Genomic DNA, 13,128 nt, shown 5'->3' with positions numbered 1-13,128 from the left:
CAAAAAATGACGATTTCAGAAGAACGAACCGACGCGCGTCCCGGCTTCTCGCGGGGCAAGGCCCTCGTATCCAAAGGGGACGCAGGTTACCGGGCTGAACAGGGGCCCGATTACCTGCCCGGCGTTAGTGCAGAGTCGGTTGGCTCCACCGCACTGTGGCTCGGTATCGCTACGATACCGCCTGGAAAGCGTACCAAGGCGCATGTGCATGAGCGCCACGAAACTGCCTTCTACATGTTGAGCGGCGAAGAGCTGGAACTATGGAGTGGCGATGAACTCCAGCACCGGGATGTGATGCACCCAGGAGACTATCTGTACATCCCCGCCAACGTGTTGCACGTGGCCGTTAATCGAGCTGCCCAACCAGCCGTATTTATCGGGGCGCGCAACGAGCCAACCGCGCAGGAGAGCGTTGTTCTTTATCCTGAAATGGATTCCAGAGTGCCGTGACAGGTGCAAAACTGCTTATGGCAAAGCCGCCGCCAGGTCCTTACACCTTCACATGCCCGATGCCCTTGGCGGCGATCTCCTCAAGGCTCTCGTCATAGCCGGCATCCGCATAGCGGATGACGCCAAGCGAGGTGTCGTTGGTGAGGGCATAGTCGAGGCGCTCGTCGGCCTCGACCGTGCCGTCGGCAACAACGGTCACGCCGCAGCTCGTCATGTAGCCGGCATAACCGCCACCACCGGAATGGACGACCACGAGATCGGCCATGGAGGAGCAGAGCAGCATGGCGTCGAGTAGCGGCCAGTCGGCGATCGCGTCCGAGCCGTCCTTCATCCGCTCGGTCATGATGTTCGGATGCGCCATGGCGCCGGCATCGAGATGGTCGCGGGAAAACGCGATCGGGCCTTTGAGTTCGCCAGATGCCACCAGTTCGTTGACGCGCCGCGCCAGCGCCGTGCGTTCGCCGTGGCCGAGCCAGGCGATGCGGGCCGGCAGGCCCTCGAAGGGAATATGCTGGCGCGCAAGCCTGATCCAGTTGGTGACGATGCGGTTGTGCGGAAACATGTCGAGCAGCAGATCGTCGATCCGGGCGATGTCGCTCTCCTCGCCGGAAAGCGCCATCCAGCGGAAGGGGCCGATGGCGCGGGCAAAGAGCGGGCGCAGATAGGCCTCGGTGAAGATCGGAATGTCGAAGGCATTGGCAACCCCACCCTCGCGCGCCTGGGTGCGGATCAGGTTGCCGTTGTCGAAGACTTCCGCGCCCTTCTGCTGGAAGTCGAGCATCGCCTTGACGTGCTCGACGATCGAGGCGCGGCTCGCCGCCATCAATTGCCCCTGGCCGTCGTCGCGCAGCGATTTCACCTGGTCGAGGCTCATGCCCTTCGGCACATAGCCGTAGACGAGATCATGCGCTGACGTCTGGTCGGTGACGACGTCGGGCACGATGCCACGCCGGGCGATCTCCGGATAGATCTCAGCCGCATTGCCGACGAGGCCGACGGAGAGCGCCCGCTTGTCCTTCACTGCCGCGTCGATCATCGAGAGCGCAGTATCGAGATCGGGCGCGATCTCCTGCAGATAGCCGATCTCCCGGCGCTTCTTCGCCCGCTCCGCGTCGATATCGACACAGAGGATCGCCGCCCCCGCCATCCGGCCGGCAAGCGGCTGGGCGCCGCCCATGCCGCCAAGCCCCGCCGTCAGCACGAAACGCCCGGAGAGATCGCCGCCGAAACGGCGTTCGGCGATGCGCATGAAGATCTCGTAGGTGCCCTGGATCACGCCCTGGCTGCCGATATATTGCCAGGCGCCGGCCGTCAGCCCGCCCCAGCAGATCAACCCTTTTCGCTGCAAATCATAGAACACCTCGGCCTTCGCCCATTGGCCGACAATGTTGCAATTGGCCATGATGACGAGCGGCGCCTTGGCGTGGGTCTTCAAGAGCCCCACCGGCTTGCCGGACTGGATGACGAGCGTCTGGTCCTCGTCCATTTCGATGAGCGTCTTGACGATAGCCCGGTGCGCCGGCCAGTTGCGCGCCGCCTTGCCGAGCGCGGCATAAACGACCAGATTGTCCGGATCCTCGCCGACCGAAAGCACGTTTTCCAGGAGCCGCAGCAGCGCTTCCTGCCGCCAGCCCTTGGCGCGCAACTCCGGTCCACCGGGGATGGGAAAACCAGGATGACGGGGATTGGCCTTGGGCATCGTCTCGTTCCTCTTTGTCTTGTCGGCGGGGTGGTTGCCCCACGCATTCATGGCGACGGGAGGTCGCTGCCTCTCGTTTATGGCGGGGGCAGATCCCTGCTCCCTTGCATTCGTGGCACGCGCAAGTCGCCGCCTCTCATGCTTGTGGCGACGGGTGGTGACGGCCCGACACGCACTGGCGAGAGCGGCCAATGAGGCTCGCCGCCGAGGCAGCGAGCCTCATTCACTTCGGCGGCAGCGTCTCGACGAACGCGATCGCCCCATCAAGCAACCGCCGGCGCAGCGCATCATCGCCATAGGCATCCGCCCCTGCGCGCACCCAGCCATGCATCGCCCGTCCGTTCATCACCATCAGCTCGATATCCGGCAACGCCAACGCCCAGCCGTCATTGCCCTTGCCGAGGCGCACGAGCAGAGAGCCCTCGCGCGCGCCAAGTAGCAGGTTGCCTTGAAGCAGATAGGCCCAGCCGCCGAACATGGCCTTTTCCGAAAGCCCGGCGCGGTCACCGAGTTCTTCGCGGATTAGTTCCTCTAGCCCTGCATCGCGCGCCATCACCCTGCTCCCGTCAGCTACGGCCGGAAAGCGCGTAGCGGGCAAGCTCGATGCCCATCGCCTTTTCGACCGATGGATAGACCGTCGGGTCGAGCACGCTGGAGGACAGCGGGATCACCGTCTTCGGCACATGCAGCACGAAGATCCTCATGCCCACCTGCAGCTGGCCGACACTCAAAGGCTCGCCCTCCGGCGAGAGCGTGGTGATGACGTCGGGGAAGGTCGCAAGCCGCGTGCCTTCCGCAGAGTCAACCGCCATGTATTCGTTCATCACGTGCAATACCGTTGAGTCAGCGCCCTTCCCCAGCGTCACCGTGCCGATGTCGAAGGCTTCCTTGGTATAGACGACCGATTTGTCGGTGATCGTGCCCTCGGCGAGGATCGCGCCATTGGTCGTCTTGACGATCGCGTCGATCACTGCGCTGCCGCCCTTGGCTTCCGCCGCGATGATCGCCTCGCCGAGCGCCAGCGCCAGCGAGATGCCGCCCAGCGCCGCATTGGCTTTCACATAGGATGCCCTGACCGGATTGCGGCAGGAGGCAATGAAGCCGCCGGACATGTCGGAGGCGGTGCGCAAGACCGGCGAGACCTTGGCCGTGGCGCCGCGCACCACCAGTTCGATGTAGCGATTTTCCTCGCGGTTTCCCCCGACCGCCGTCTGGATCATCGGCTCGGGCGAGCCGGCAAGGCCGATCGAGCCCATGTCGCCGGTCGGGTGCGCGCGGATGTCGCCGACCGCGTCCACCACCTTGGTGCCGAGGATCGCCGACGGCAGCCAGCCGTTCAGCGTCGAGGACTTGCCGTTCTGGCCGATGATGAGCCCCGAGAGCTTCTCGCCGAGCGCCTCCTGCAACAGCTGCACGGCCTTGACGTAATCGACCCCACGCATCTCCCAAGGCGTGGTCGAGGCCGGTGCACCGATCGCGGCGGCCGTCGCCACCCAGTCCTGTGCCTCGAGTTCGTCGATCGAGACGAGCTCGGGTTTGCCGATCGAGACCGCTGCATAGCCGAGCATACGACCATGATCGGCCCAGCCACCGCCCCCGGCGGCATAGACGGAACCGCCCTTGACCGCTGCCTCGACATCCTTTTCCTTCAGTATCCGGCCCATCTCACACCTTCTCCTGCAATTTCTTGTCGAGTCGCTTCACCGCATCGAAGAGAACGGCCGCGCCGAGCGCGATATCATCGTTTTCGGCCCATTCCTCCGGCGCATGCGAGCGCCCGCCGAGGCAGGGAATGAAGATCATCGCCGAACGGGTGATGCGTCCCATCCAGGCGGTGTCGTGACCGGCGCCGGAGGCCATGCGCCGATGCTTGGCGCCGATCGCATCGCAGCTTTCTTCGAGCGTTGAAAGCAGGAGCGGATCGCCCGGCGTCGGGTGGTTGTCCGAGATCACATTGGCGGGCGGGATCGTCACAACCGATGCCTCGGCGACACCCTGGCAAAGAGAGGCGAGCGTAGCCAGGAACCGCTCCATTTGCGGCCGCAGCTCGGCACGCGCATCGATCAGCAGCCGGACGCGAGACGGCACCACATTGGCTGCATTCGGCTCGATCGAGAATTCACCGACCGTCGCGGTGAAATGCCCGTCGCCGTGAGAAAATTCTGTCGCCAGCCGCTCGATCTCCAGCACCAGATGCGAGGCGGCAACCAGCGCATCGCGCCGATGCCCCATCGGAGTCGTACCGGCATGGTCCGCCTGGCCCTCGACGATGATCTCGATGCGGGTGATGCCCGAGATGGCGGTGACCACCCCGACATCGAGCCGCCCAGTCTCCAGTATGGGCCCCTGTTCGATGTGCAGTTCGAGGAAGGCCTTGATGTCGGAGCGTTTCGAGCCGGAAAGCCTGGAGGGGTCACCGCCCACTTCGACGATACCCTGCCTGAGGCTCAGATCCCCTTGCGTGCGGCTGAGCCACCCATCGGGCAGCACGCCCGCCATGCCGCGGCTGCCGACGCAGGAAACGCCGAAGATCGACACTTCCTCGGCCAGGAAATCAACGATCTCCAGATCGTGGTCGAGGTCGATGCCGTTGTCAGAAAGCGCGCGCGCCACTTCAAGCGCCGCCGCCACGCCGGCGATGCCATCGAAGCGGCCGCCATCCGGCACCGTGTCGGAATGGGAGCCGAGCAGGATCGTGCCGAGCGCCGACTTTTTCCCCTTGCGCCGGCCGATCAGGTTGCCGGCGGCGTCGATGCGGGTTTCGAGCCCGGCCGCGCGAAAACGCCGGTCGAGAAAGGCCCGGCCCTCGAGGAACAGCGGCGTGAAGGCGCGGCGTGTGTAGGGCCGGTCCGGCTCGGTGATACCAGCCAGGCCGTTGACGATGCCGGCAATGCGGCTGGCATTGACGGGCAGATTGGCCGGAGCTTTGTGGGCGGTCTTGCTCATCACATTTCCTAAATCTCGATGCGGGATGCGGGCGGAAAATCGCACGCACTTTTCCGCATTCCGCTTTACAGAGCCAAAGTGGCGAGCGGCCGGACAAACTGTCCCGCGCCCGGCTCGGCCAAAACCTGGCGACCATCGAAGGCAAGCCTGCCCCGCAGATAGGTCGCTGAAACCCGCCAGGGCAGTCTAATGCCATTATAGGGCGACCAGCCGACGACGTTGTGACCGCTCTCGGCCGCATCATAGACATAGGGCTCCGGCGTCATGACGATGATGTCGGCATCCTTTCCAGGTTCCAGCGCACCCTTCTGATGATCAAGACGGAAATGCCTGGCCGGGTTCAGCGTCATCAGCTCGGCTGCGCGCGTCAAGGGAATGCCGCGCTCCAGCGCGCCCTTGACGAAGAGCGGCACCATGACTTCGAGCCCCGGCACGCCAGATGCGTTCGCCAGCATGTCCGGATTGGTCTTGCGATCCTCAGACCAGCTGACGTGATCGGTCGAGACCATCGTCACCGTGCCGTCGGCCACGTGCCGCCAGAGCTTTTCCACCTCGGCGCGCGGCCGGATCGGCGGGTTGATCTTGGCCTTGCCGCCGAGACGGCGAACATCGTTTTCTTCGTCGAGCGTCAGGTAGTGGATGCAGCACTCGATCGTCGCTTTGTAGCCCTGGGCGCGATAGGCGGCGGCAATCTCATAGCCGCGCCCGAGCGAGCAGTGCACCACATGCGCCGGGCAGCCGGTGGCGGCACCCGTCTCGTAGATCTGGTTGGTGGCGAGCAGTTCCGTCAGCGGCGGACGCGACAGCCCATGGGCGCGGTAGTCGGTGATGCCAGCCGCCTTGACCTTGTCGATCGCCGCACGCACCGCCTCGTCATCCTCGTTGTGGACGCCGGCTGAAAGCCCGGTCGGCGCGATCGCCCGGAAGCAGTCTTCGAGAAGGGCTGCCGGAATGCGGGGAAAGCGCTTTGGATCGGTGCCGAAGGTCGAGAACTTGAAGGCGGCGACACCCGCCTCCACCATCTCGCCGATGCGCGCCGGTCCCTCCTCCGGGTCCACGGTGCCATAGAGCGCGAAGTCGACGCGCGCCTGCGGTCCCGCATGGTCGATCTTGCGGCGAAGGGCTTCGGCAGAGCAGACGAGATTGCCCTCGTCATAGGGCATGTCGACAATGGTGGTCACACCTCCGGCCGCCGCCGAACGGGTCGACCAGATGAAATCTTCCTGGTTCTTCTGCGACAGCGAATGCACCTGCGCGTCGACGGCTCCGGGCAGGATCAGCGCGTTGCCGAGATCATGCCGCTCCCGCGCGGCGGGTGCAGCCCCTTGCCCGACATGCACCACCTTGCCGTCGCGCACCGCCACGTGGCCGCCCTCGACGATCCTTTCGGGGAGAACAACGGTGCCTTTCAGAACGAGATCGAAATCGGACATGCTGCTCTCCCAGTCGGATTATTTGTCGAGCGCGAAGAAGTCGTCGAATTCCGGCATCGGCGCCAGAGCGACGAAGGAGCGCAACAGGTCGTGGCAGGTGAACGCATCCTGCAGCGCCTCGATCTCCTTCGAGAGCGGCCGGTCTTTGAGATACATGGGGCTGACCGAACGGGTCTGGTCATAGGCGCGCTTGACGATCCCCTGCGGCTGGTCGCCGACGAGATCGATCGCCTGGGCCGAAAGCATCGCCTCGATCGCGGCGAGCTGGCGCAGATCGCGCACCTGGGTTTCCATGCGCTCGACGATCAGCGGCAGGAAGGTCGCCTCCTCTTCGAGACCGCCGGCAACCACGATCGACTGCGCCGAAAGCGGCACGGCGAGCGACTGCACGCGCATATAGAGTTCGACCGCAAGCTTCATCAGCGGCCCGAGCCCGGTCGCGACTTCCCCCGGCGCCACCAGATTGACCGAGAGATTGCGGCGTCCGCCGTTCGACAGCAGGATGCAGCGGTTCAAAACATTGCGCGCCGCATGGGAAAAGGCGATCTGCGCCGCCTCGATATAGAGCGTCGTCGTCAGCGGCAGCGATGCGCCGGAGGAATGGACCTGGCCGCCGATGACAACAGGGTTGTCGTCGGAGAGATAGGTCTGCTCCACCAGCCGGCCGGCGGCGACCAGCAGCGTATCGACGACCGCGCCGAAGACCTGGGCGGTCATGCGCAGGCTCAAGGGATCGTGGATCGCCGTCGGTAACGGCCAGTCGGAAATGCCGGACTGGCCATAGAGCCAGGAGCCGACCAGCGCCTCGCCGCGGGTCGAGAGCGTCGCGGCCACCCGCCACGGGTCGGCGGAGGCACCAAGCGCCTGAGACGACATGACGCCGGTGACGAGCAACACGCGGATCGCGGCCGCCGCCTCGCGCAGCACGTTTACGGCAGCGGCAAAGGAAATGGCGTTGACGCTGAGAGCCGCCAGTGCATCGCGCGGCTGCATGACGAACGGCTTGAGACCCGCCTCGGCAAGCGCCGTATCGGCCGAAACGAGGCGCCCTTGGTAATAGGCCTCGCCGACACCGGTCAGCACCGAGGCGATCTGGCCCATCAGCCCGATATCGGCGCAGCCCATGGAGCCGTGGCGGCGCACCGCCGGAATGATGTCGTGCTCGCTGAGTGCCAGAAACGCCCGGATCAGGTCCGGGCTGCAGCCGGTGTGGCCCCGCATCGCGGTGTTCACGCGGATGGCGATCGCCATGCGTACGATCGCCGGCGCAAAGAATTCGCCGGTGCCGAAATGGTGGGCTCTGACCAGCGCATTGTTGAATTCGGCGAGATCGTCGGCGGTCCAGAGCCGGTCCTTCATCGAGCCGACGCCGGTGTTGGAGCCGTAGACGGGAAGCCCCATCGCGACACGTTCGGCAACCACCTTGTGGGCGGCGGCCACCCGTTCCATGCCGCCGTCGTCAGCCACCGGTCGCGCCCTTCCCGCCCCGATATCCTCGAGCGTCGCGAAGTCCAGCGGTTTCCCGCAGAGAACGGTGGTTTTGACCTGATACAGCATGCCGATAAATATCCTTCCGCGCCGAGCGCGCTTCGGTTTCGAAACGGTGCGCGGATGCTCTGATGTCTCGCACCCGACGCTCGAAAACGCCGGGGTGCTTCATGCATGCTATGCGCTTATCGCGCATCCATGCTATATCCCAAATCCGGAACGGGTGATGCATATTTCAGAACGCACCTGATGAAGGTGCCACGTCCGGGGTCATTGGAATGGATATGGCGACGATCGCTTTGGTCGATGCGGTGCTTCGTGAAGGTGGCGTTCGCCGCGCCGCAACTCTCTGCGGCCGGGCGCCGTCGAGCGTGAGCGCCGCGGTCAAGCGCTTCAGGCGATCTCCATGCCGCTTTTCCGTCGGGAAGAAACAGCGCTGGTGGTGACGCTCGAAGCGCGCGCGCGCGCCGTCGACGTCGAAGAGGCAACCGGCAAGATCACCGCCATCCTGGAAGGCGTCGAACGGGAGACGACCGCCCCCGTGCCGCCGATAGGCCTCGTCGCGCTCGACCGCTTCGTGCGCATCGCCCGCTCCGGCAGCATCCGTGCCACGGCAAAGGCGCTCGGCCTCGGCCAGCCGCAACTGACGCGGCAGATGGCGGATCTCGAACGCCATCTCGGCACCAGGCTGTTCGAACGCTCCCATGGCGGGGTCCTCTGTACGCCAACCGCGGAGCGGATCATTCCTCTCAGCGAGGCCCTGCTCGATATCTGGGCGCGGCTGACCCACGCCTCTGCCGACCGCTTTCGCCGCGACGTCGCCACCTGGCGGCTCGGCGCCGTCATGCCGCTTGGTCCGGAAAGCGAGATCGCCCGCATGCTGGCGGCCCTGACGGCGAACTGGCACCGCGCCCGCCCGCGCCAACCACTGTTCATTTCCAGCACCACGGCCGACGAACTGCTCGTCGGCCTTCGCAGCCGACGGTTCGATGTCGCGCTGCTCGATGTCGCCGAGATCCCGGCCGACTGCGACGGCCGGCTGGTGTCGCAGACGCCGCTGGTGCTGGCGGGGCCAGCCTCCGCCCTTTCGGAACTGGGCGGCAACCTGCCCCGGCTGCTCGCCGCCTGCCCGATCGCGGTGCCGAGCGTCCGGAGCGGCCTTCGCCGCGAGGCCGCGCGCTTCCTCGACGACACGCTTGATGAAGCCGAACGGCGGCGCATCACCCTCGTCGAGGTCGATTCCATCCCCGTGATCATCAACCTCGTTCGCCAGCACGGTTATCTCTCGGTGCTGCCGCAATCCTCGCTCGCCCGCGTGCATCGCCCGCCAGCCATGATCCGGCTCGGCCCCGCCTATCGGCAGTCGCTGACACTCGTCTGGCCGCGCGGCGCCTTCGCCGCCGAGATCGGCGAGTTGATGATTTCGATGATGAAGATGAGCGCCGAGACGAGATCGCCGGCGGAATCAGTTCCTGATCATCGGCCGCCAAACGCCTGAAACGACTCTGAAATTCCCGCCTGAATCGATACTTGAAGCGCGCGCTCAGCTCTTCAGCTTCAGCCGCCTGCGCGTTTCGCTCGGGCTTTCACGGTAGTGCGCCCTGTAGCTGCGCGAGAAAGAAGACGACGAGTTGAAGCCGGAGATCGCGGCAATGTCGGCAAATTCCATCCGCGTCTCGATCACCTTGCGCCGCGCCGCATTGAGACGAAGCGCCAGGTAGTGCTCGTGCGGCGCAACGCCCATCGTGTCGCGAAAGAGATCTTGCAGATGCCGGGTGCTGACGCCGATGCGGCGGGCGAGCCTGGCGAGCGTCAAGGGCGCTTCCACCGTTTCCTCCATCAGCTTGACGGCGGCACCGACGCGTGGATCGAGGATGCGCATGTTGCCGATCGTCGGCATCTGCAGGAGATCGCCGCGGGTGCGCTCCTGCTCGTAGATGAAGAGGCGGGAGACTTCGAGTGCCAGCGAATAGCCATGCGCCCGGCGGATCAGCTCCAGCATCAGGTCGAGCGTCGGCAACGAGCCACCGGTCGTGATGCGCTTGCCGTCGATGACGAAGCGCTCGCGCACCATCGTCACCTGCGGGTAGGCAGCGGTGAAATCCTCGAAATCCTCCCAGTGGGTCGTCGCCTTGAAATTGTCGAGCAGGCTGGTCTCGGCAAGCAGCCAGGAGCCGGATTCGATGCCGGCCATCAGCTCGCGGTGCCGCGCGGTCTGCGAGAGCAGCATCTTTAGCTGCGAAGTGGCGCTGCGCTGCCAGTTGTAGCTCGAGAGGATGAAAAGCGGCGACGTCTCGCGCTGCGGCCGGAAGATACCGGAGACCGGAATGGGGATGCCGCTCTTCGTTTCGATCGGCGCACCGTCGGGGCTGTAGATCGTCCAGTCGTAGAGCGGGCGGCCGGCAATGCGGTTGGCGGCACGCATCGGCTCGATGACCGAGGCAACGAGGATCAGATTGGTCTCCGGCAGCACCAGGACATCGACGTGCTGCACCTGCGAAACGTTCTGATCCATGCCCAAACTTCTCCACTCTGTCGCCGATAATGTATAGAATGAAGCCGATAATGAAAAGCAACGCGGTCTTTCTTGGCTCGTAATGGGCGCAATAAAAGGGAGACAGCAATGCCGCTCAGCATGAACCGCGAGGTATTCATCACCTGTGCCGTCACCGGCTCGGGAGACACCGTTTCAAAGTCCAGCCACGTGCCGATCACGCCGAAACAGATCGCCGAAGCGGCGGTCGAGGCGGCCAAGGCCGGCGCTGCCGTGGTCCACTGCCACGTCCGCGATCCGGAGACCGGCGCGCCGGCCCGCAGGCTTGATCTCTACAGGGAAGTGACTGACCGTATCCGCTCTGCCGATGTCGACATGGTGCTGAACCTGACCGCCGGCATGGGCGGGGACCTGATCTTCGGCAATGTCGAAAGCCCGCTCCCGCTCAGCGAGAAAGGCACCGACATGGCCGGCGCCACCGAGCGCGTCGCCCACGTGACCGAATGTCTGCCGGAAATCTGCACGCTCGACTGTGGCACCATGAACTTTTCGCTCGGCGACTACGTCATGACCAACACGCCGTCGATGCTGCGCGAAATGGCCCGCCAGATGACCGCCCTTGGCGTGCGTCCGGAGATCGAGGCCTTCGACACCGGCCACCTCTGGTTTGCCAAGCAGCTGGTCGAGGAAGGCCTGATCGAGGATCCGGTCTTGATCCAGCTCTGCATGGGCATTCCGTGGGGCGCGCCCGACGACCTCAACACCTTCATGGCCATGGTCAACAACGTGCCTGCCAACTGGACCTTCTCGGCCTTCTCCATCGGCCGCAATGCGCTCGCCTATCCGGCAGCAGCCATCCTTGCCGGCGGCAACGTCCGCGTCGGCCTCGAAGACAACCTCTATATCGGCAAGGGCCAGCTCGCCACCAACGGTCAGCTCGTCGAAAAGGCGGTTGGCGTCATCGAGGGCATGGGCGCCAAGATCATCGGACCGAAAGAGGTCCGCGAGAAACTGAAGCTGACGAAGCGCTGAGCAAGGACTGGACACCATGAGCTTTATAACCAAAGCAGCCTGTGTCGGCGGCGGCGTCATCGGCGGCGCCTGGGTGGCGCGCTTTGCGCTTGCCGGCATCGACGTAAAAATCTTCGACCCGCATCCGGAAGCCGAGCGCATCATCGGCGAAGTCATGGCCAATGCCGAGCGCGCCTATGCCATGCTGACCATGGCGCCGTTGCCGCCGAAGGGAAAGCTCACCTTCTGCAAGAGCATCGAGGAAGCGGTCGAAGGCGCTGACTGGATTCAGGAAAGCGTGCCGGAGCGGCTGGAACTGAAGCGCGGCGTGATCACCAAGATCGATGCCGCCGCAAGGCCCGATGCGCTGATCGGGTCCTCCACCTCGGGCCTTTTGCCCTCCGACCTGCAGTCCGAGATGCACCACCCCGAGCGCATGTTCGTGGCGCATCCCTACAACCCCGTCTACCTCTTGCCGCTCGTCGAGCTCGTCGGCGGCAAGAAGACGTCGAAGGCGACGATCGAGCGCGCCATGCAGGGCGTCGAGCAGATCGGCATGAAGGGCGTCGTCATCGCCAAGGAGATCGAGGCCTTCGTCGGCGACCGCCTGCTCGAGGCACTCTGGCGCGAGGCGCTCTGGCTGATCCAGGACGACATCTGCGATACCGAAACGCTCGACAACGTCATGCGTTATTCCTTCGGCATGCGCTGGGCGCAGATGGGCCTGTTCGAGACCTATCGCATCGCCGGCGGCGAGGCCGGCATGCGCCACTTCCTCGCCCAGTTCGGCCCCTGCCTGAAGTGGCCCTGGACGAAGTTCACCGACGTCGTCGACCTCGACGATGCGTTGGTCGAAAAGATCGGCGCCCAGTCGGACGCGCAGGCCGCCGGTCGCTCGATCCGCGAGCTCGAACGCATCCGCGACGAAAACCTCGTCGGCATCATGCATGCGCTGAAATCCGGTAACGGCGGCGAAGGCTGGGGTGCGGGCAAGCTGCTTGCCGATTTCGAGGCCAAGCTCTGGGCCAACGCCCGGAAGCCGGAAGCCGACCTCGGCGACGTCAAGCCGCTGCGCATCCTCGACACCAAGGTCAGCGCCGCCTGGGTCGATTACAACGGCCACATGACCGAGCACCGTTATCTCCAGGTCTTCGGCGACACCTCCGACGGCGTGCTGCGCCTGATCGGCGTCGACCTCGACTATGTCCGCGACGGTCACAGCTACTACACGGTCGAGACCCATATCCGGAACCTTGGCGAAGCCAAGCTCGGCGAGGCGCTCTACTCGACCTGCCAGATCCTGTCGTCGGACGAAAAGCGTCTTCACATCTTTTCGACGATCTACAACGCCGCAACCAACGAGGCCGTCGCCACCGCCGAACAGATGATGCTTCATGTCGACAGCAAGGCCGGCAAGGCGGTCGCGGCACCCGAGGCGGTGCTGAGCAAGCTCCGCGCAATCACTGAAGCCCATGCGCAACTGCAGACGCCCGATGGTGCCGGACGCTTCGTCGGCCAGAAGCGCGCCTGACCGCAACAGCGGCAGGCCAGCAACAACAGGCAGCTTCGCCTTCCGGCGGAGCCGCAAACCGCAGCCGAAGGACGCT

Annotated in this window: 11 protein-coding genes; 4 read left to right on the top strand and 7 right to left on the bottom strand. The window is 64.8% G+C overall.

Annotated features, from left to right (window positions below; translation table 11 throughout):
* The first annotated feature begins 6 nt into the window (after window positions 1–6).
* Entirely contained in the window at window positions 7–450 is a 444-nt protein-coding gene (locus tag ASE71_RS19700) for a cupin domain-containing protein (protein ID WP_029742629.1), read from the top strand.
* Window positions 451–490: 40 nt separating this feature from the next.
* On the opposite strand, the gene ASE71_RS19695 is transcribed toward ASE71_RS19700, so the two are convergent.
* From ASE71_RS19695 to ASE71_RS19670, 6 genes are all read right to left on the bottom strand, one after another.
* Window positions 491–2,149, bottom strand: coding sequence for a urocanate hydratase (locus ASE71_RS19695; protein WP_029742628.1), 1,659 nt, complete (start codon window positions 2,147–2,149; stop codon window positions 491–493).
* A gap of 223 nt (window positions 2,150–2,372) precedes the next feature.
* Window positions 2,373–2,702, bottom strand: a complete 330-nt coding sequence (locus ASE71_RS19690) for a TfoX/Sxy family protein (RefSeq protein ID WP_034792152.1) — start codon at window positions 2,700–2,702, stop codon at window positions 2,373–2,375.
* Between the two features lie 13 nt (window positions 2,703–2,715).
* Window positions 2,716–3,813 (bottom strand): DUF917 domain-containing protein, encoded by a 1,098-nt coding sequence (locus ASE71_RS19685; protein ID WP_060515888.1) that lies wholly within the window; start codon window positions 3,811–3,813, stop codon window positions 2,716–2,718.
* A 1-nt stretch (window position 3,814) separates the two neighbouring features.
* Complete coding sequence (locus ASE71_RS19680) at window positions 3,815–5,095, bottom strand: Zn-dependent hydrolase (protein ID WP_060515887.1); 1,281 nt, start codon at window positions 5,093–5,095, stop codon at window positions 3,815–3,817.
* Between the two features lie 65 nt (window positions 5,096–5,160).
* Window positions 5,161–6,528 (bottom strand): dihydroorotase, encoded by a 1,368-nt coding sequence (locus ASE71_RS19675; RefSeq protein ID WP_029742624.1) that lies wholly within the window; start codon window positions 6,526–6,528, stop codon window positions 5,161–5,163.
* Between the two features lie 18 nt (window positions 6,529–6,546).
* Complete coding sequence (locus tag ASE71_RS19670) at window positions 6,547–8,085, bottom strand: aromatic amino acid ammonia-lyase (protein ID WP_034792145.1); 1,539 nt, start codon at window positions 8,083–8,085, stop codon at window positions 6,547–6,549.
* 337 nt (window positions 8,086–8,422) lie between these two features.
* Here ASE71_RS19670 and ASE71_RS19660 point away from each other — a divergent pair, with 337 nt between their 5' ends.
* Window positions 8,423–9,514, top strand: a complete 1,092-nt coding sequence (locus tag ASE71_RS19660) for a LysR family transcriptional regulator (protein ID WP_060515886.1) — start codon at window positions 8,423–8,425, stop codon at window positions 9,512–9,514.
* Window positions 9,515–9,559: 45 nt separating this feature from the next.
* Here the strand turns inward: ASE71_RS19660 and ASE71_RS19655 are convergent, their stop codons facing one another.
* Window positions 9,560–10,531, bottom strand: a complete 972-nt coding sequence (locus tag ASE71_RS19655) for a GlxA family transcriptional regulator (protein WP_029742620.1) — start codon at window positions 10,529–10,531, stop codon at window positions 9,560–9,562.
* A gap of 108 nt (window positions 10,532–10,639) precedes the next feature.
* On the opposite strand from ASE71_RS19655, the gene ASE71_RS19650 reads away from it, so the two are divergent.
* Together ASE71_RS19650 and ASE71_RS19645 are read left to right on the top strand one after the other, a co-directional pair.
* Window positions 10,640–11,542 carry a 3-keto-5-aminohexanoate cleavage protein gene (locus ASE71_RS19650; RefSeq protein WP_060515885.1) on the top strand — a complete coding sequence of 301 codons (903 nt, stop codon included), beginning with the start codon at window positions 10,640–10,642 and terminating at the stop codon, window positions 11,540–11,542.
* A gap of 16 nt (window positions 11,543–11,558) precedes the next feature.
* Window positions 11,559–13,052, top strand: a complete 1,494-nt coding sequence (locus ASE71_RS19645) for a carnitine 3-dehydrogenase (protein WP_034792138.1) — start codon at window positions 11,559–11,561, stop codon at window positions 13,050–13,052.
* Window positions 13,053–13,128: the final 76 nt, after the last annotated feature.

Source organism: Ensifer sp. Root954 (assembly GCF_001429005.1).
GTDB classification, from domain to species: domain Bacteria; phylum Pseudomonadota; class Alphaproteobacteria; order Rhizobiales; family Rhizobiaceae; genus Ensifer; species Ensifer adhaerens.
Note: the sequence above shows the minus strand (reverse complement) of the source record. Positions and strands in the feature narration are given on the sequence as shown.

Excerpts from the sequence above, each read along its gene's own strand:
- ASE71_RS19700 (WP_029742629.1), top strand. The coding sequence starts at position 7 with ATGACGATTTCAGAAGAACGAACCGACGCGCGTCCCGGCTTCTCGCGG.
- ASE71_RS19695 (WP_029742628.1), bottom strand. The coding sequence starts at position 2,149 with ATGCCCAAGGCCAATCCCCGTCATCCTGGTTTTCCCATCCCCGGTGGA.
- ASE71_RS19690 (WP_034792152.1), bottom strand. The coding sequence starts at position 2,702 with ATGGCGCGCGATGCAGGGCTAGAGGAACTAATCCGCGAAGAACTCGGT.
- ASE71_RS19685 (WP_060515888.1), bottom strand. The coding sequence starts at position 3,813 with ATGGGCCGGATACTGAAGGAAAAGGATGTCGAGGCAGCGGTCAAGGGC.
- ASE71_RS19680 (WP_060515887.1), bottom strand. The coding sequence starts at position 5,095 with ATGAGCAAGACCGCCCACAAAGCTCCGGCCAATCTGCCCGTCAATGCC.
- ASE71_RS19675 (WP_029742624.1), bottom strand. The coding sequence starts at position 6,528 with ATGTCCGATTTCGATCTCGTTCTGAAAGGCACCGTTGTTCTCCCCGAA.
- ASE71_RS19670 (WP_034792145.1), bottom strand. The coding sequence starts at position 8,085 with ATGCTGTATCAGGTCAAAACCACCGTTCTCTGCGGGAAACCGCTGGAC.
- ASE71_RS19660 (WP_060515886.1), top strand. The coding sequence starts at position 8,423 with ATGCCGCTTTTCCGTCGGGAAGAAACAGCGCTGGTGGTGACGCTCGAA.
- ASE71_RS19655 (WP_029742620.1), bottom strand. The coding sequence starts at position 10,531 with ATGGATCAGAACGTTTCGCAGGTGCAGCACGTCGATGTCCTGGTGCTG.
- ASE71_RS19650 (WP_060515885.1), top strand. The coding sequence starts at position 10,640 with ATGCCGCTCAGCATGAACCGCGAGGTATTCATCACCTGTGCCGTCACC.
- ASE71_RS19645 (WP_034792138.1), top strand. The coding sequence starts at position 11,559 with ATGAGCTTTATAACCAAAGCAGCCTGTGTCGGCGGCGGCGTCATCGGC.